The sequence below is a fragment of the Propionivibrio sp. genome (assembly GCF_047602565.1).
In the GTDB taxonomy this organism is placed as follows: Bacteria; Pseudomonadota; Gammaproteobacteria; order Burkholderiales; family Rhodocyclaceae; genus Propionivibrio.
The window spans coordinates 2,581,565-2,598,729 of the sequence record NZ_JASGGX010000001.1; the positions used below are offsets into that span (position 1 = coordinate 2,581,565).

Annotated in this window: 18 protein-coding genes and 1 riboswitch; of the genes, 5 read left to right on the plus strand and 13 right to left on the minus strand. The window is 69.1% G+C overall.

Going from position 1 to position 17,165, the window contains the following annotated elements; translation table 11 throughout:
- Positions 1-158 precede the first annotated feature (158 nt).
- From def to htpX, 3 genes are all read left to right on the plus strand, one after another.
- Entirely contained in the window at positions 159-662 is a 504-nt protein-coding gene (gene def, locus QM701_RS12060; RefSeq protein WP_415167299.1) for a peptide deformylase, read from the plus strand.
- Positions 659-1,591 (plus strand): methionyl-tRNA formyltransferase, encoded by a 933-nt coding sequence (gene fmt, locus QM701_RS12065; RefSeq protein ID WP_415167300.1) that lies wholly within the window; start codon positions 659-661, stop codon positions 1,589-1,591. Before def ends, fmt begins: the two co-directional genes overlap by 4 nt.
- Before the next feature lie 70 nt (positions 1,592-1,661).
- Positions 1,662-2,516 carry a zinc metalloprotease HtpX gene (gene htpX, locus QM701_RS12070; RefSeq protein ID WP_415167301.1) on the plus strand — a complete coding sequence of 285 codons (855 nt, stop codon included), beginning with the start codon at positions 1,662-1,664 and terminating at the stop codon, positions 2,514-2,516.
- Here htpX and QM701_RS12075 read toward each other — a convergent pair.
- Both QM701_RS12075 and QM701_RS12080 read right to left on the minus strand, forming a co-directional pair.
- On the minus strand, positions 2,507-3,460 hold the full coding sequence (locus QM701_RS12075) for a S1/P1 nuclease (protein WP_415167302.1): 954 nt from the start codon (positions 3,458-3,460) through the stop codon (positions 2,507-2,509). The genes htpX and QM701_RS12075 overlap by 10 nt on opposite strands.
- 7 nt (positions 3,461-3,467) lie before the next feature.
- Entirely contained in the window at positions 3,468-4,367 is a 900-nt protein-coding gene (locus QM701_RS12080; RefSeq protein ID WP_415167303.1) for a cation diffusion facilitator family transporter, read from the minus strand.
- A gap of 139 nt (positions 4,368-4,506) precedes the next feature.
- Here QM701_RS12080 and QM701_RS12085 point away from each other — a divergent pair, with 139 nt between their 5' ends.
- Complete coding sequence (locus QM701_RS12085) at positions 4,507-5,355, plus strand: hypothetical protein (RefSeq protein WP_415167304.1); 849 nt, start codon at positions 4,507-4,509, stop codon at positions 5,353-5,355.
- A 4-nt stretch (positions 5,356-5,359) separates the two neighbouring features.
- Here QM701_RS12085 and murB read toward each other — a convergent pair whose 3' ends face one another.
- From murB to QM701_RS12130, 9 genes are all read right to left on the minus strand, one after another.
- Positions 5,360-6,388, minus strand: coding sequence for a UDP-N-acetylmuramate dehydrogenase (murB, locus tag QM701_RS12090; protein WP_415167305.1), 1,029 nt, complete (start codon positions 6,386-6,388; stop codon positions 5,360-5,362).
- A 20-nt stretch (positions 6,389-6,408) separates the two neighbouring features.
- Complete coding sequence (metH, locus tag QM701_RS12095; protein ID WP_415167306.1) at positions 6,409-10,089, minus strand: methionine synthase; 3,681 nt, start codon at positions 10,087-10,089, stop codon at positions 6,409-6,411.
- Positions 10,090-10,159: 70 nt separating this feature from the next.
- Positions 10,160-10,237, minus strand: a riboswitch (SAM riboswitch).
- A 222-nt stretch (positions 10,238-10,459) separates the two neighbouring features.
- Positions 10,460-10,720, minus strand: a complete 261-nt coding sequence (locus QM701_RS12100) for a response regulator (RefSeq protein WP_415167307.1) — start codon at positions 10,718-10,720, stop codon at positions 10,460-10,462.
- Entirely contained in the window at positions 10,693-11,160 is a 468-nt protein-coding gene (locus tag QM701_RS12105) for a sensor histidine kinase (protein ID WP_415167308.1), read from the minus strand. Before QM701_RS12105 ends, QM701_RS12100 begins: the two co-directional genes overlap by 28 nt.
- A gap of 9 nt (positions 11,161-11,169) precedes the next feature.
- Entirely contained in the window at positions 11,170-11,805 is a 636-nt protein-coding gene (locus QM701_RS12110; RefSeq protein WP_415167309.1) for a hypothetical protein, read from the minus strand.
- A gap of 210 nt (positions 11,806-12,015) precedes the next feature.
- Complete coding sequence (locus QM701_RS12115; protein WP_415167310.1) at positions 12,016-13,023, minus strand: COX15/CtaA family protein; 1,008 nt, start codon at positions 13,021-13,023, stop codon at positions 12,016-12,018.
- A gap of 19 nt (positions 13,024-13,042) precedes the next feature.
- Positions 13,043-13,966: a heme o synthase gene (cyoE, locus tag QM701_RS12120; RefSeq protein WP_415167311.1), complete on the minus strand. Its 924-nt coding sequence runs from the start codon at positions 13,964-13,966 to the stop codon at positions 13,043-13,045.
- A gap of 17 nt (positions 13,967-13,983) precedes the next feature.
- Positions 13,984-14,688, minus strand: a complete 705-nt coding sequence (locus tag QM701_RS12125) for a hypothetical protein (RefSeq protein ID WP_415167312.1) — start codon at positions 14,686-14,688, stop codon at positions 13,984-13,986.
- Positions 14,685-15,476, minus strand: coding sequence for an SURF1 family protein (locus tag QM701_RS12130; protein ID WP_415167313.1), 792 nt, complete (start codon positions 15,474-15,476; stop codon positions 14,685-14,687). Before QM701_RS12130 ends, QM701_RS12125 begins: the two co-directional genes overlap by 4 nt.
- On the opposite strand from QM701_RS12130, the gene QM701_RS12135 reads away from it, so the two are divergent.
- On the plus strand, positions 15,475-15,675 hold the full coding sequence (locus tag QM701_RS12135; RefSeq protein WP_415167314.1) for a twin transmembrane helix small protein: 201 nt from the start codon (positions 15,475-15,477) through the stop codon (positions 15,673-15,675). The genes QM701_RS12130 and QM701_RS12135 overlap by 2 nt on opposite strands.
- A gap of 38 nt (positions 15,676-15,713) precedes the next feature.
- Here QM701_RS12135 and QM701_RS12140 read toward each other — a convergent pair whose 3' ends face one another.
- On the minus strand, positions 15,714-16,295 hold the full coding sequence (locus QM701_RS12140) for a cytochrome c oxidase assembly protein (protein ID WP_415167315.1): 582 nt from the start codon (positions 16,293-16,295) through the stop codon (positions 15,714-15,716).
- Positions 16,296-16,303: 8 nt separating this feature from the next.
- A complete protein-coding gene (locus tag QM701_RS12145) occupies positions 16,304-17,152 on the minus strand; it encodes a cytochrome c oxidase subunit 3 (RefSeq protein WP_415167316.1) in 849 nt (282 codons plus the stop codon).
- Positions 17,153-17,165: the final 13 nt, after the last annotated feature.

Here is a 17,165-nt window from a genome sequence, read left to right on the forward strand (position 1 = left end):
GGCAAGGCCGCCATGGCGAACCTTGGGCGGTTGTGCTTGTCCCAGGATCGTTTGGCCGTCTTCCACAAAAGTCGCACGCACCGGTCGCGAATATTGCGCTGTATTCATAGATGTTGCATTAGATTCTGCACGTAATTACTTATTCGATCAAGCTTTTTATGCCCCTGCTGCCGATTCTCCGCTTCCCCGATCCGCGCCTGAAAAAGTTGGCGGAGCCCGTGCGGAATATTGACGAAAACATAAGGCGCCTGGCGCGCGACATGGCCGAGACGATGTACGAGGCGCCCGGCATCGGCCTGGCGGCGACCCAGGTTGACGTGCATAAGCGCGTGATCGTGATCGACATTTCGGAAACGCGCGACCAGCTGTTCACCCTGATCAACCCGGAAATCGTCGAGAGCGATGGCCAGCAGGTGTGCGAGGAAGGCTGCCTGTCGGTGCCGGGCATCTACGACAAAGTCGAGCGCGCGGAGAACGTCGTCGTGCGCTATCTCGACCTGGAAGGTCAGGAGAGGACGATCGAGGCCGACGGCCTGCTCGCCGTGTGCCTGCAGCACGAGATCGACCACCTGAACGGCAAGGTCTTCGTCGAGCACCTCTCGCAGCTCAAGCAGATGCGCATCAAGGCCAAGCTGGCCAAGCAGGCGAAGATCACCGCATGAAACTCATTTTTGCCGGCACGCCCGAGTTCGCGGCGCTTGCCCTGCACGCCATCCTGGCCGCCGGCCATCAAGTGACGTTAGTGCTTACTCAGCCGGACAGGCCTGCCGGACGCGGGATGGCGTTGCGGCCCTCGCCGGTCAAGGAGGTCGCGCTCGCCGCCGGCATCGAGGTGTTCCAGCCGCCGACGCTGAAGGACCCGGCCGCCTGGGAGCGTCTGCGCGCGGAACAGGCCGAGGCGATGGTGGTGGCCGCCTACGGCCTGATCCTGCCGCAGGCGGTGCTCGACGTGCCGCGTTTCGGCTGCCTCAACATCCATGCCTCGCTGCTGCCGCGTTGGCGCGGCGCGGCGCCGATCCAGCGCGCGCTCCTCGCCGGCGACGCCGAGAGCGGGGTGTGCATCATGCAGATGGAAACCGGGCTGGACACCGGCCCGGTCCTGCATTCCGGGCGGCTGCCGATCGAACCCGGCGAGACGGCAGGTTCTTTGCACGACAAGCTCGCCGAACTCGGCGCGCGGCTGATCGTCGAGACGCTGGCCGGGCTGCCCGGCACGCCGGCACCGCAACCCGATGCGGGCGTGACCTACGCGGCGAAGATCGACAAGGCCGAGGCGCAGCTCGACTGGCGCCTGCCGGCCGAGCGGCTCGACCGCCAGGTGCGCGCCTTCAATCCGTTCCCGGGCGCCGTGGCGCTCCTCGACGGCGTGCCGGTCAAGGTCTGGCGGGCCGCCTGCGCGACGGACGAAAACCCCGGGGCGGCGCCGGGCACTGTCGTGTCCGCCGGTGCGGACGGCATCGCGGTGGCCTGCGGTCAGGGCGTGCTGCGCCTGACCGAGCTGCAGAAGGCGGGCGGCCGCCGCCTGCCGGCCGCGCAGTTTCTTGCCGGCCATCCGGTGCGGCCCGGCGCGGCGTTCGCCCTGCCCGCTTGAATTATCCGGGCGGCGCCCAATCTAGGACGCAACGGAATTTTTTTCCGCTTCACTCGAGGAGACCGCAGCGATGCTTGGCAACTGGCTGAAGACGACTGTCCTGATGGCGGCCATCGTGGCCTTGTTCGGCGCCATCGGTTCCTACCTGGGCGGCACCAACGGCATGATCATGGCGCTCATTTTCGGCGGCGCGATGAATTTCTTCGCCTACTGGTTCTCGGACAAGATGGTGCTGCGCATGTACAACGCGCGGGAAGTCGATGCAACCTCCGCGCCGCAGTTCTACGCCATGGTGCGCGAACTGGCGCAGCGCGCCGGCCTGCCGATGCCGCGCGTCTACCTGATCGACGAGGCGCAGCCCAACGCTTTCGCCACCGGGCGCAATCCGGAGAACGCCGCCGTTGCCGCGACGACCGGCATCCTCAACCTGCTGTCGGCGCGCGAGATCCGCGGCGTGATGGCGCATGAACTGGCGCACGTGCGGCACCGCGACATCCTGATCTCGACGATCTCGGCGACCATGGCCGGCGCCATCTCGGCCCTGGCCAACTTCGCCATGTTCTTCGGCGGGCGCGATTCGGAAGGCCGTCCCGCCAATCCGCTGGCGGGCCTACTGGTCGCCCTGCTCGCCCCGCTGGCCGCCTCGCTGATCCAGATGGCCATCTCGCGGGCGCGCGAATTCGAGGCCGACCGCGGCGGCGCCGAAATCAGCGGCGATCCGAACGCGCTGGCCGACGCGCTGACCAAGATCGACCACTACGCGCGCGGCATTCCGATGATCGCCGCCGAGGAGCATCCGGCCACGGCGCAGATGATGATCATGAATCCGCTGCACGGCGGCGGCATCGCCAACCTGTTCAGCACGCACCCGGCGACCGAGGAACGGGTGGCCCGCCTGCGCGCCCTGGCGGCGGGCTATCGCTGATCCTGCGGCCTGGCGGCGAACGCACGGTTTAATACGGCGGCCAGCCGGAAGCCGGCCTGCGTCACGCGCCGGTCGGCGATCTCCCGGCTGGCGGCGTAGAACGCCTCGGTGATCTCCGGCACGTCGTCGCTGCCGGGCTGGACGGCGGGGTACGCCTTGTCCCGCGCCAGCCGCCAGCTTTCCTCGATCCAGCGTTCGGTGTCGACCGAGCGGTTGACCCGCGCATGCGCGCCCGCCAGCGCTTGTGCCGCCGCGTCGAGCCGGTCTCCGCGCAGCCACGGCGGACCCGGCAGGTCGTCCCAGAAAGCGTGCAGCGTCGACACCGGCTTGCGCGGATTGAACGGATTGCGCACCTGCAGGCCGTTGCCCAGCTTGTCCCACCTGCCCGTGCCGCCGGGCTGGGCGCTGGCGTGCAGCGGCTGATGCGAGTCGCCGGCTAGATGGATCATCCAGGGCAGCGCGTAGACCCGCTCCGCATCCGTCTGCGGACCCGCTTCGTCCAGCGTCCTGACCAGTTCCGGCAGGCGGCGGTCGAGCTGCCCCGAAAGCGGTTTGCCGTCGAAGCCGGCGTCGAGCGGAATGCTCACGTAATGCCAGTCGGAGCGGCGCTCCATGTCGGGAAATCCGGGCAGCGCCGGCGTCGGCTCGCCCTTGCCGGCGGAATAGAAGCGCGCGTCCTTGCGTATCTCGTCGGGCCAGGTCGAGGCTTCGATGAAGACCCGCCGGTCGGCGTCCTCCGCGCCGGCCCTGGCCAGCCAGCGCGAATAGTCGGGGTGGAGCCGCAGCAGCCGGGCGGCCTCCTCCCTGGCCTTGGGTTTCATTTCGTTCCAGGCGATGGCGGCGACCAGGCGATGGCCGGCGGCGTTCCACGCCCAGGCTCCGGACGGAGCGGCGCAGAAGACGGCCGCCAGGATGAAAAGTACGGCGCGGTTGATGGCTTTCACGGCGTCCCTAACGATCGAGGGCGATGTCCTCCTGGGAGAGCGGGTCCTCCAGGGGTTCGAGGTGGGTGATCACGGTAGTGCGCGGCAGCGCGCCGCGGATGTCGCTTTCGACGCGCTCCGCGAGATCGTGCCCGCGCCGCACCGACCACGTGCCGGGCACCAGCACGTGCACCTCGACGAAGCGGCGCGCGCCCGATTCCCGGGTGCGCAGCGCATGGTAGTCGATGCCCTCGGCGCGGTAGCGCGCGAGGATGTCCACCACCTGGGCGTGATCCTCCGGCGGCAGCGCGCCGTCCATCAGCCCCGCGGTCGAGCGGTAGACCAGCTTCCCGCCGGTCCACACGATGTTGGCGGCCACCAGCAGGGCGATCAACGGGTCCAGCCACGTGCGGCCGGTCAGCACCGCCGCGCCGACGCCGGCGATGACGCCGACGGAAGTCCACACGTCGGTCATCAGATGCTCGGCGTCCGCTTCGAGCGCCAGCGAACGATGCTCGCGTCCGGCCGCCCGCAGGATGCGTGAGACGGCCAGGTTGAGCACCGACGCCACGGCCGATACCGCGAGGCCGACGCCGACGTCGGACAAGGGCCTGGGATGCAGCAGGCGTTCGGTGGCGGAGATGCCGATGGCGATCGCCGCGATCAGGATCAGCAGGCCCTCGAAGCCGCCGGAAAAGTACTCGGCCTTGCCATGGCCGTAGGTGTGCTTGTCGTCCGCCGGCTGCTCGGCGACGGTCAGCATGAGCAGCGCCATCATCGCGCCGGCCAGGTTGACGAAGGACTCCAGCGCGTCCGAAAGCAGGCCGACCGAGCCGGTGAGCCACCAGGCCGTCCCTTTCAGGATGATGGTGCCGACAGCCGCGGCGATCGACAGCCAGGCGAAGCGTTTGAGCGAGGGAGAAGGCATCGCCTCATTATGGCAGAGCCCCGGGGAAGCGTAAAAAAGTGGGCGGCGGGGCAGGCGTACGGAATCGATGCCAATGGCCGCGCGGCGACTGTGGTTAAATAGTCGCCCCAGATACGGAGCACATGTTTGCGAGGTCGCCATGGATCAGGAAATCCAACCGCTCGACGCCGACGAACTGATGGGCCTCTCCGCGCGCATCGATCGCCTGCCGGCCGAGGATGCGGAATGGGTCGGCCGGCTCTTTCAGGAGTGCCTGCGCGCGCGGATGAGCGAGGCCGAACTGCTGGAGAGCCGCGGCGCGGAGGATGCTCCGGCCACGGGCGGCCCGGCCTTCGACGCGCAGCTGGCGCAGGTCGCGCTGGATACCGCCGAATGGCTGAAGACGCTGTGGAACGTCGGCTATATGGGCGCCGGCAGCTTCCCCTCGCAGCCGCGCACGGCGTTTCCGCTGATCGGCCTGGAGGACGTGCTCAAATCGTCGCTGTTCGCCCGCATCCGCGAAGGCAAGCGTCCGTTGCCGTTTCCGCCGCCGACGCGCAACGGCCTGCCGTGGCACGATCTCGTCGAGGGGCCGGCCGAGGCGCATGTGGTGCATGCCGAGGTGATCGGCGACGGCAACGGCGGGACGGCCGGCGCCATCGTCGAAGGCTGCGCCGACTGGCAGATCGTCGAGGAGGCCGGCAAGGCCGGCGAATACGTCGTCCAGTACCGCGGCAAGGGCCCCTTGTTCCGGCTTGCCGTGAATCCGTTCTTCAGCACCCTGCAGCGGCAGCCGCCGCAATGGGCGCGGCAGATCCGTGCCCTGGAGCGCGCGGGGATGCGCAGCTATCTCCTCCTCTGGCCCTCGGGCGACGGCGCGCCCGCGCTGGAAATCCCGCTGCCGGCCGCGACGTGGGAGCGCGCCGAATCGGAAGCCGCCTACTGGGTGGCGACGAACCATCCGGAAATGTACGGCCGCATCCGCTTCGAGCAGGTCGCCGCGGACTGAGCGTTCACAGGAACACCGGTTCCGGCGCCAGTTCGACGCCGAATTTCGCGCGCACGTCGCGCTGCACGGCGCGCATCAGCGCGATCACGTCGGCGCCCGTCGCACCGCCGCGGTTGACCAGCACCAGCGCCTGTTTCCCGTACATGCCGACCGGGCCGAGATCGCGGCCCTTCCAGCCGGCCTGTTCGATCAGCCAGCCGGCGGCGAGCTTGACGCGGCCGTCCGGCTGCGGGTAATGCGCCAGGCCCGGATGCGCCGCCAGCAAGCGTGCGGCCGTGGCCGCGTCGACCACCGGGTTGTGGAAAAAACTGCCGGCGTTGGGCAGCTCCGCCGGGTCGGGCAGCTTGCGCCGGCGCACCGCGACGACCGCGTCGGCGATCTGCCGGGCGTCGGGCCGCGCGATGCCGCGCGCGGCCAGTTCGCCGGCGACGTCCGCGTAGCCGGCGATCGGCCGCCAGCGCTTCGGCAGCCGGAAGGTCACCTCGGTGATGACGAAACGGCCGTCCAGATGCCAGCCTTCCTGCTTGAACACGCTGTCGCGGTAGCCGAAGCGGCAGGCCGCGCGGTCGAAGCGGACGGTCTCGCCGGCGCGCAGGTCGAAGGCGGTCAGCGCCTGGAAGCGGTCGCCGGCCTCCAGCCCGTAGGCGCCGATGTTCTGGATCGGCGCCGCGCCGGCCGTGCCGGGAATCAGCGACAGGTTTTCCAGCCCCGGCCAGCCCTGCGCCAGCGTCCATTGCACGAAGTCGTGCCAGTTCTCGCCGGCGCCGGCGCGCACGTACCAGGCGTCGGCATCCTCGCCGGCCAGCGTCCGGCCGGGCAGCGCCACGTGCAGGACGAGGCCGTCGAAGTCGCCGGCGAGCACCAGGTTGCTGCCGCCGCCGAGAACGAAGCGGCGCCGGCCGTCGCGCGCGCGGGCCAGCGCCGCCAGCTGTTCGAGCGCGGTGATCCGCGCGTACAGCGCCGCGCGGCCGGGCAGGGCCAGCGTGTTGCGCCGGCCGAGGTCGACCCCGCGCTCGACGAATTCCGGCAGCATGCCCGAGTCCATGCGCCGGCCTACAGGATCGGCGCCAGCCAGCGCGCGGCTTCGTCCACGCTCATGCCCGCACGGCGCGCCCAGTCTTCGAGTTGGTCGCGGCCGATCTTGTTGACCGCGAAGTACTGCGCCCGCGGGTGGGCGAGGTAGAAGCCCGACACCGAGGCGGCCGGCGCCATGGCGAAGGATTCGGTGAGTTCCATGTCGGCGTTGGCCGGCGCGTCGAGCAGGCGGAACAGGCCGCCCTTGGCGGTGTGGTCCGGGCAGGCCGGGTAGCCGGGGGCCGGGCGGATGCCGCGGTACTGCTCGCGGATCAGCGCCGCGTTGTCGAGCGTTTCGTCGGCCGCGTAGCCCCAGTAGCCGAGGCGCACCTCGCGGTGCAGCCACTCGGCGCAGGCTTCGGCGAGCCGGTCGGCAAGCGATTTGAGCATGATCGCGTGGTAGTCGTCGTGCGCCGCCGCGAACTCGGCGAGCTTCGCCTCGATGCCGATGCCGGCGGTGACGGCGAAGGCGCCGATCCAGTCCGGCGTCCCCTTTTCGGCGACGAAATCGGCCAGGCAGTAGTGCGGCTTGCCGGACGGGCGCTCGTGCTGCTGGCGCAGGTTGTGCCATGCCGCCTGGACGTGTCCGCGCGATTCGTCGGCGTAGATCTCGATGTCGTCGCCGACCGCGTTGGCGGGGTAGAGGCCGAACACGGCGTTGGCCGTCAGCCATTTTTCGGCGACGATCTGCTCCAGCATGGCCTGCCCGTCGGCGTAGACCGAGCGCGCCGTCTCGCCGACCACGGCGTCGTCGAGGATTTTCGGGAAGCCGCCGGCGAGGTCCCAGGTCTGGAAGAACGGGCCCCAGTCGACGTAGCGGACGAGCGTCGCCAGGTCGACGTCGCGCAGCACGTGCAGTCCGGGCTCGGCGGGCGCGGACGGACGGTAGTCCGGGTCGGCGTTCCAGGCGAAGCGGTTGGCCCGCGCCTCGGCCAGCGCGACCAGCGGCACCGCTTTCTTGTTGGCGTGCTGGCCGCGCACGCGCTCGTAGTCGGCGGCGATTTCCTGTTTGTAGCCGGCCGACTGCTCCACCGAGAGCAGCCGGGTGACCACGCCGACGGCGCGCGAGGCGTCCGGCACGTAGACCACCGTCCCCGCGTAGTTCGGCGCGATCTTGATCGCCGTGTGCGCGCGGCTGGTGGTGGCGCCGCCGATCAGCAGCGGCACGTCGAAGTTCTGGCGCTGCATTTCGGCGGCGACGTGGCTCATCTCCTCCAGCGACGGCGTGATCAGGCCCGACAGGCCGATCGCCTGCGCGCCGTGTTCCTTCGCCGCGTGCAGGATCTTGTCGCACGGCACCATGACGCCGAGATCGACCACCTCGTAGCCGTTGCAGCCGAGCACCACGCCGACGATGTTCTTGCCGATGTCGTGCACGTCGCCCTTGACCGTGGCCATGACGATGCGGCCCTTGCTGGCCGCGCCGGTGCGCCGCTTCTCCTCCTCGATGAACGGGATCAGGTGGGCCACCGCCTGCTTCATCACGCGCGCCGACTTGACCACCTGCGGCAGGAACATCTTGCCGGCGCCGAACAGGTCGCCGACGACGTTCATGCCGGCCATCAGCGGCCCTTCGATGACCGCCAGCGGCGGCTTGCCCGCCGCCGCCAGCGCGGCGCGGCATTCCTCTGTGTCGGCCACGACGAAGTCGGTGATGCCCTTGACCAGCGCGTGCTCCAGCCGCTTGTCAACGGACAGCGCGCGCCAGGAAAGATCCGGCCCGCTCTCCCTGGCCTTGCCCTCCTTCACCGTCTGGGCGAATTCGACGAGCTTCTCGCCGGCGTCCGGCGACGTGTTGAGCACCACGGCCTCGACCTTCTCGCGCAGCACCGGATCGAGATCGTCATACACGCCGAGTATGCCGGCGTTGACGATGCCCATCGACAACCCGGCCTTGACGGCGTGATAAAGGAAGACCGTGTGGATCGCCTCGCGTACCGGGTCGTTGCCGCGGAAACTGAAGGAGACGTTCGATACGCCGCCGGAAATCTGCGCGTGCGGCAGATTGGCGCGAATCCAGCGGCAGGCCTCGATGAAGTCGACCGCGTAGTTGTTGTGCTCCTCGATGCCGGTGGCGATGGCGAAGATGTTCGGATCGAAGATGATGTCCTCGGCCGGAAAGCCCAGGCCGGTGAGCAGCGTGTAGGCGCGCGCGCAGATTTCGATCTTGCGCGCGTAGGTGTCGGCCTGCCCCTGCTCGTCGAAGGCCATGACGATCACTGCCGCGCCGTAGCGCCGGGCCAGCGTGGCCTGCTCGATGAATTTGGCCTCGCCCTCCTTCATCGAGATCGAATTGACGATGCCCTTGCCCTGGATGCATTTCAGGCCCGCCTCGATGACCTCCCACTTCGACGAGTCGAGCATCACCGGCACGCGCGAGATGTCCGGCTCCGAGGCGATCAGCTTGAGGAAGCGCTCCATCGCGGCGACCGAATCGAGCATCGCCTCGTCCATGTTGATGTCGATCACCTGCGCGCCGTTCTCCACCTGCTGGCGGGCCACCGCCAGCGCGTCGTCGAAGCGGCCTTCGAGGACCATCCGCGCGAAAACGCGCGAACCGGTCACGTTGGTCCGCTCGCCGACGTTGACGAACAGCGACTCCGGCCCGACGTTGAACGGCTCCAGGCCCGACAGGCGCAGCTTCGGCGCGACCTCGGGAAGCGCCCGCGGCGCCACGCCGGCGACCTGCCGGGCGATCGCCGCGATGTGTTCCGGCGACGTGCCGCAGCAGCCGCCGACGATGTTGACCAGGCCGTGCCGCGCCCAGTCGGCGATCTCGTCGGCCAGCATCGCCGGCGTCTCGTCGTAGCCGCCGAAGGCGTTCGGCAGGCCGGCGTTCGGGTGCGCGGAAACGTAGCAGTCGCAGACGCGCGCGAGCTCCTCGACGTACTGGCGCAATTCCTTGGCGCCGAGCGCGCAGTTGAGGCCGAACGACAACGGCTTGATGTGGCGCAGCGAATTCCAGAACGCCTCCGCCGTCTGACCCGACAGCGTGCGTCCCGAGGCGTCGGTGATCGTGCCCGAGATCATCACCGGCCAGCGCCGGCCGGCCGCGTCGAAGAACCGCTCGATGGCGAACAGCGCCGCCTTGGCGTTGAGCGTGTCGAAGATCGTTTCCACCAGCAGGATGTCGGCGCCGCCGTCGGTCAGCCCGCGGATCGCCTCCGTATAGGCCTCGACGAGCTGGTCGAAGCTGACGTTGCGGTAGCCGGGGTCGTTCACGTTCGGCGAGATCGACGCCGTGCGCGATGTCGGCCCCAGCACGCCGGCGACGAAGCGCGGCTGGGCGGGGTCCCGCGCGGTGAATTCGTCGCACGCCGCGCGCGCCAGCTTCGCCCCGGCGACGTTCAGCTCATAGACGATGCTCTCCAGCCGGTAGTCCGCCTGCGACAGCGAGGTGGCGTTGAAGGTGCAGGTTTCCAGGATGTCGGCGCCGGCGGCCAGATAACCGGCGTGGATGTCGCGGATCACCTCGGGCCGGGTCAGCAGCAGCAGATCGTTGTTGCCCTTCAGGTCGTGCGGGTGGTCCCGGAAGCGTTCGCCGCGGTAATCGGCCTCCTGCAGCCCGTGCCGCTGGATCATCGTGCCCATCGCGCCGTCGAGGATCAGCAGGCGGCGTTGCAACAGGGCGGTGAGTTCGGCGGTGCGGTCGGGCTGCATAGATAAACCTCGAATAAAAAAACCCGTTCAGCGGGGTAGGCGAACGGGTTTCGGAAAACGTATCGGAAAAGACGTATCAAACCGCGCCGCTTTAGCCATATTTCTAACGCGCCTGCAAGCTGAACCTCAAATCGGCGCGGGCTGGAAGGCCAGCCGTGGGAAGAGCCGAATCTACGCGGCAAGCCCTTGATTGTCAATATTTTCGGGGAGTTCTTCCCGGATCGCCGCCCGCCGGGGCGTTTTTGGCGGCGTCGCGTCCCACGGACCGGCCCGGAAAAGCGCCTGAGGTTCCCGGCTTCTACGGACGGATTTGAAAGTAGGCAGAATGTCTGTGGAGGTGGATAAGCAGACGGCTTCCCCGTAACCCGAATCATCCCTGGCCGGATTTCGGTAGCCATTCAAGCAGCTTGGTATAAAGCTCTTCCAGCCGTACTGGTTTGGGAATGAAGTCATTCATGCCCGACTCCAGGCACTTCTCCTTGTCCTCCCGAAAGGTATTGCCGGTCATCGCCAGAATCGGCGTTCGCTTGTATCCCGGAAGCTGGCGAATCCGGCGAGTGGCTTCCAGGCCGTCCATGCGGGGCATGCGCATGTCCATCAGGATCAGGTCGTAGGTCGTCGCGGTGGACATCTCGACGGCTTCGATGCCGGTGAAGGCCATCTCCACAGGCAGTTGAGCAGCGCCTGGGTCACCCGCACGCCGTCGCCGAGCAGGCGCTCGGGCAGCGGATCGCTGTCCACTTTCAGCTCCAGGCCCTTGGCGCCCGCATCGCGCGACACCAGGGAGAGCACACGCTCGAGAATCTCGCCGACGGTGAAGTCGCTGGTGCCCAGGGTCATCTTGCCGGCCTCGATCTTGGACAGGTCGAGGATGTCGCTGATCACGCCCAGCAAGTGCTCGGCGGCCGTGTGAATCCGCGCCAGCTGCCCGGCCTGGCCCGGGCTTACGTCGCCGCGCCGCATCACCTGGGTGATGCCCAGGATCGAGTTGATCGGCGTGCGTATCTCGTGGCTCATGTTGGCCAGGAACTCGCTCTTGGCCTGCGAGGCCTGCTCGGCCCGGGCCAGCACCTCACGGGTCTACGCCAGCAGCGACAGCCGTTCGATGCCCAGGCGCGTCGAGGTAGCGAGGGCCTGGTGGAGTTGCCGGGCGCTGCCCAGCATCGCCACCGCGTACAGCACCGTACAGGCGGCGATCAGGTAATCCAGCCGGGTTCCCGCCATCACGGTCACCACGATCAGCGGCGCGGCGAGCAAGCCGAAGAAGATCTGCACGTAGGTCAGCGAGCCCGACAGCTTGGATACGGCTCCAGCGCCCATACCGGCCAGGATCGCCGTAAGAAAGAGGCGGAATTCGATGCCTCCCGACGGCGCATAGGCGACGATTCCGACCGTCCATCCGCCGCCCATGAAGATCGTTCCCCACAGTTCGACGCGCTCCGCCCGGTCGAGCGCTTCGTCGCCTTCCAGGCTCGAAGGGTTCCTCAGGAAGTGGCGCGTGATGAAATAAAAGGGCAGGTTGAGGATGGCAACGCCGGCAAGCCAGATCAGCGGAGACAGGACGTGACCGGCGCTTCCCTGTTGCAGGGCGACGAAGGCCAGGGCGCCGGAAACCAGCAGATTCTGCAGATAGGACGACAGCGAGTTGCGGAACAGAAGCATGAGCAACTGGCGTCGCGTTTCCGTCTCGATCGATGTCAGGTTTTCCGGAAGCATGCGGCGGCGGATCTCCCTTCCCACGGCTCTCCTTGGTCAGCCGGAAAGCTCTTGTTTGCGTAGTCTAAATAAATTACGCGCACAGTCGAGTTTAGGGAACGCCGGCGAATCCGACGAGCCATCGTCGCCGGTTTTTGGAGAAAGAAGAGGGGGCGGCCTGAACGGGTGGCGAGCCGGCAGACTTTCGCGGCTTTTTGCGCCGCCCTTCGCTTACCGGGCCGGCGCCCCGGCCTCGCCGGCCGCCAGCGCGATGTTGAGCGCCAGTACGACCGCCAGCAGGACCGCCGCGCCCAGGTTGTGCGCCACGGCAAGGTGCAGCGGCAGGAACAGCAGCACGTTGGCGATGCCCAGGGCGATCTGCGCCGCCAGTGACAGTCCGAGCCAGATGCCCCAGGCGCGCCGGGCCGGGCTCCGCCATAACCGCCAGGCCAGCGTGCCGGCGAGCGCCGCGACGACCAGCGCGCCGAGCCGGTGCGACCACTGGATGGCGACCAGCGCCGCGCCGGGCAGGAAGTCGCCGGCCCCGGTGCGTCCCAGTTCGCGGTGCAGGCTGAACGCCGTGGCGAAATCCATGTCCGGGACCCAGGTTCCCAGGCAGGTCGGGAAATCGTTGCAGATGAGCGCGGCGTAATTGCTGCTGACCCATCCCCCGAGCGCGATCTGGACGACCACGGCCAGCAGCGCGAGCGCCGCGTGCAGGCGCAGCGCAGCCGTTCCGCCGGGGCTCTCCACTTTGGCGGCCGCGCCGCTGGCCAGCAGCAGCCAGACGAGCAGGGCCAGCGTGGTCATGCCGCCGAGCAGGTGGGCGGTGACGACCACCGGCCGCAGCAGCAGGGTGACCGTCCACATGCCGAGCAGCGCCTGCAGGCCGACGATGCCGATCAGGCCGGTGGCGATCCACGGTGACCGGCCCGGCGTCCGCCGCTGCCGCCACGCCAGGACCGCGATCGCCGCGATCAGCAGGCCCAGCGTGCCGGCGAAATAGCGGTGCGTCATTTCCTTCCAAGCCTTGTGCGTTTCCACCGGGCTGCCGGGAAATGCCTGCTGCGCGGCGGCGTGCTCGTGCGCGGTGTCGGGCACGCCGAGCAGGTGGCCGTAGCAGCCCGGCCAGTCGGGGCAGCCAAGCCCGGCGTCGGACAACCGCACGTAGGCGCCGAGCGAGATCACGCCCAGGGCGAGCAGCGTCGCGGCGAGGAGCAGCGCGCGATAGAGGCGCATCGGCACGGCCCGGCGCGGCTCAGCGCAACTGCGCGAAATGGTCGACCAGCAGGGCGGCGAAGAGCAGCGTCAGATAGACGATCGACCAGCGGAAGGTGCGCCTCGCCAGCGCGTCGCTGTAGCGGCGGCAGAGAGCGATCGAATGGCCCAGGAAGATGGCGCCGAGGATCGCCGCGGCCGCCAGGTAGCCCGGCCCGCTCATGCCGATCGCGTAGGGCGCGGCCGATGCCGCGCACAGCAGCACGACGTAGATCAGGCTCTGCCGGCAGGTGAAGGCGATGCCGTGGGTGACCGGCAGCATCGGCAGGCCGACCTTGGCGTAGTCGTCGCGGCGGTAGCAGGCGAGCGCCCAGAAATGCGGCGGCGTCCACACGAAGATGATCAGGAAGAGCGCCAGCGCGCCGGCCGCAACCGTGTCCGTCATGGCGGCCCAGCCCAGCAGCGGCGGCATGGCGCCGGCCGCGCCGCCGATGACGATGTTCATCGGCGTCGCCGGCTTGAGCAGCAGGGTGTAGATCACCGCGTAGCCGAGGAAGGTGGCGAGCGTCAGCCACATGGTCAGCGGGTTGACCAGCGCATGCAGCAGCCACAGCCCGCCGCCGCCGACCAGCGCGGCCAGCGCCAGCGTTTCGGCGGCGGAGACGGCGCCGCGCGCCGTCGGGCGCCAGCTGGTGCGGTCCATCAGCGCGTCGGCGGTGCGTTCGACGAGGCAGTTGATCGCCGCCGCCGCGCCGGCGACCAGCGCGATCCCGGCCGACGCGGCGAGGAACAGCCCGAGCGGCGGGAAATCGGGCGAGGCGAGGAACATGCCGATCATCGCGGTGAACACGATCAGGCTGTTGACGCGCGGCTTGCACAGCGCGAAGAAGTCGGCGAGCCGCGCCCCGAACCGGCGTGGCGCGGCGGCGGCATTGACCGTGCTGTTTCGTGTCGCGGCGGACATGGCGTACCTCCCCTCGTTCAACGGACCCACGAATACTTCAGCAGACGCTCCATGTCCCTGAGAACGTGGCGGGCGTCGATTGGTTCGTCGTAGCGCATCATGACGTTGCCCAGCGGATCGGCGACGAAGACCGCCGGGGCATAGCCGTCGAGCGCGCGGCGCCAGGCCGCATCGTCGGCGGCCGGCGAGACGATCGTCAGGCCGGAAAACGGCGCCCGCGCTCCCTCCCCTTCAAGGGGAGGGCTGGGGTGGGGATGGGGTACAAGGCCGTCGGCGATGGCATCGGCCCCATCCCCCTCCCGGCCTCCCCCTTGAAGGGGGAGGAGGTCGGCAGGAATCCCGGCGCCGACGAGGACGCGCTGCACGCGGTCCCGCTCCTTGCCGAGCGCGGCGTGGGCCTGCCGCAGCCGGTGCAGCGTCTCCTGGCAGGCCGGCCCGCCGCCGTCCCGCGCGGGCACGATCAGCAGCCATTTGCCGTGCAGCGCCGCGACGCCCGCCGGCAGCGCGCGCGGCGGCTGCACCAGTTCGCCGTGGTTGCGCAGCGCGGCGGGACGCCAGCCCGACCAGAACAGGCCGGAACCGACGGCGAACGGCAGCACGAACACCGCGGCCAGCGCCAGCAGCATGACGCGGGACGCAACCCGGCCGGGCGGATCGGCGCGGCGCGCTCCGGCGCCTTGCAGTCCGACGCGGTCCACCAAATCTCCGGGCGCGGTCTTCACGTTTTTCTCCGGAAACCGAGATACAGCCAGAGCGCCACGGTGGTGGCGGCGAAGCTCCACCACTGGAGCGCGTAGCCGAGATTCATCAGGCGGCGGTCGTCTGGCTGCGGCCATTCGCGGACGAAGCCGCCGGCCGCGCTTTGCGGGTCGAGCCGGATGACCACCGGCTGGACCGGAAAGCCGGCCAGCGCCGCGTAGCGTTCCATGTCGAGGTTCTGCCAGACGCGCGGCCAGGCGCCATCGCCGCGCTCGTCCTTGAGCGTGAAGAAGCGGGAGCCCGGCACGACGGCCAGGCCCGACACCTCGACGGTTCCCGCCGGCGTGTCAACCTCCGGCACCCGGTCGTGTTCGGGGAGGCCGGGAATCCAGCCGCGATCGACCAGCACGCGCATGCCGCCGCCCTCGATGCGCAGCGGCGTGACGACCTGGAAGCCGGCGCGCTGCCGGTACGTCTGGTTGTCGATCAGGATCTGGCGCCCCGGCTCGTAGGTGCCGCGCGCCGCGACCCGGCGATAGCGCAGCGACTCGGCCGCGACCAGTTCGGCGGGAACCTGCACGGCCGGTCCGCTGCCCAGCGTCTCGTACTGCCGCTGCAGCTCGGCCTTGGCGCCGGCCTTGTGCCACTGCCACTGCCCGGCGGCGATGAACAGCGGGACGAGCAGGACCGCCGCCAGGGTCGGCAGCCAGCGGGGCCGAAAGCGGCGCGGCGGCGCCGCGGGCGGGCGGGTTGTCCCGCCGTCTCCCGAGCGCGCATAATCGTCGCTGCCCGCCCTATCGGAGCCGTTCATGCTGAAGCTGGTCATCGTTCTCATGCTGGTTGGCGTCATAGGCAGTCTGTTCTCGGCGCTGTTCTTCCTCCTCCGCGACCGGGGCGCCAGCCGCCGCAGCGTCAAGGCGCTGACCCTGCGGGTCGGGCTGTCGATGCTGCTTTTCGCGCTGCTGATGCTGGCCTTCCGCGCGGGGTGGCTGCCCGGCCACGGCCAATAGGAACGGCGAACGAGCGCCGGCGTCGCGGCCCGGCATGATCAGGGCGTCCCCGTCGCGGGCGCGGGCTGCGCCGCGTCTTCCACCTTGAAGAAGGCATACGCCAGCGTGATCGTGCGCACGTCCTTGTCCACGTCCGCCTTGACCGTGAATGCCAGCGGCAAGTCCTTGGTTTCGCCCGGTTCCAGCGGCTGGCGGCTGAAGCAGAAGCATTCGAGCTTTTCGAAGCTCGCGGCGGCGACGCCCGGCGAGACGCTCGGCACGGCCTGCGCCACGATGGGCTTGTCCGAGAGGTTGTGCACGCGATAGCTGACCTGGTGCAGTTCGCCCGGATGCACGTCGAGCCGCGCGGTCAGCGGCGTGATCGCCCAGGGCAGGCCGGGCATCGCGGTGTGGGTGAACTCGACCGTCAATACGCGGCGCGCATCGTTGGTCGCGCCGCCGGCCAATGCGGCGGCCACCTTGCCGGGGCCCGGCGTCTTGCCGTTCAGGCCGGTCAGCTCGCAGAACACGTCGTAGAGCGGCACCAGCGCGAAGCCGAAGGCGAAGGACGCCGCGATGACGCCGAGCAGCTTGAACGCCGTGCGGCGGTTGCTGGCCGTGGATGCGGATTGGATCGGCATGCCGGGGCCTACAGCCAGTAGACGAACACGAAGAGCAGCAGCCAGACCACGTCCACGAAGTGCCAGTACCACGCCACCGCCTCGAAGGCGAAATGGCGCCGCTCCGTGAAGTGCTCCAGCATGGCGCGGAAGAAGATGACGATCAGCATGGCCGTGCCGAGCATCACGTGGAAGCCGTGGAATCCCGTCAGCATGTAGAACGTGGCGCCGTAGATGCCGTCCTTGATCGAGAAGGCGGCGTCGCCGTATTCGTGGATCTGCAGGCCGAGGAAGGTGATGCCGAGGAGGATGGTCAGCGCCAGCCCGAAGGTGAGCTGGCCCTTCCGCCCGCGCAGCACGCCCCAGTGCGCCCAGGTCACCGTGGCGCCGGAGGTCAGCAGGATCAGCGTGTTGATCGCCGGCAGGCCCCAGGCCGGCACGGGCGTGATCGCCGCGTGCGCGCCGGGGCCGGCGGTCGGCCAGGCGGCCGAGAAGCCCGGCCACAGGATCTGCGCCTCGGCCAGCATCGGCACCGCGAGGTTGCGGGCGTAGAAAAGCGCGCCGAAGAATCCGGCGAAGAACATGACTTCCGAGAAGATGAACCACACCATGCCCCAGCGGAACGACGTCTCGACCTGGCTGGCGTATTTGCCCGACAGGGTTTCGTCGATCACGTCGCCGAACCAGCCGATCAGCATGATCAGCAGGATGCCCGCGCCGATGGCGACCAGGTACGGCCCCACGGCCTGCTTGTTGAGCGCCAGGGCGAAGCCCCCGCCCAGCAGGAGCAGGGCGAACGAGCCGACCAGCGGCCAGATCGAGGAGGCCGGGACGTAGTAGGTGTCCGGCGCGGCGTGCGGATCGGAATGTGCCTGCATGATGGCCTCCCGC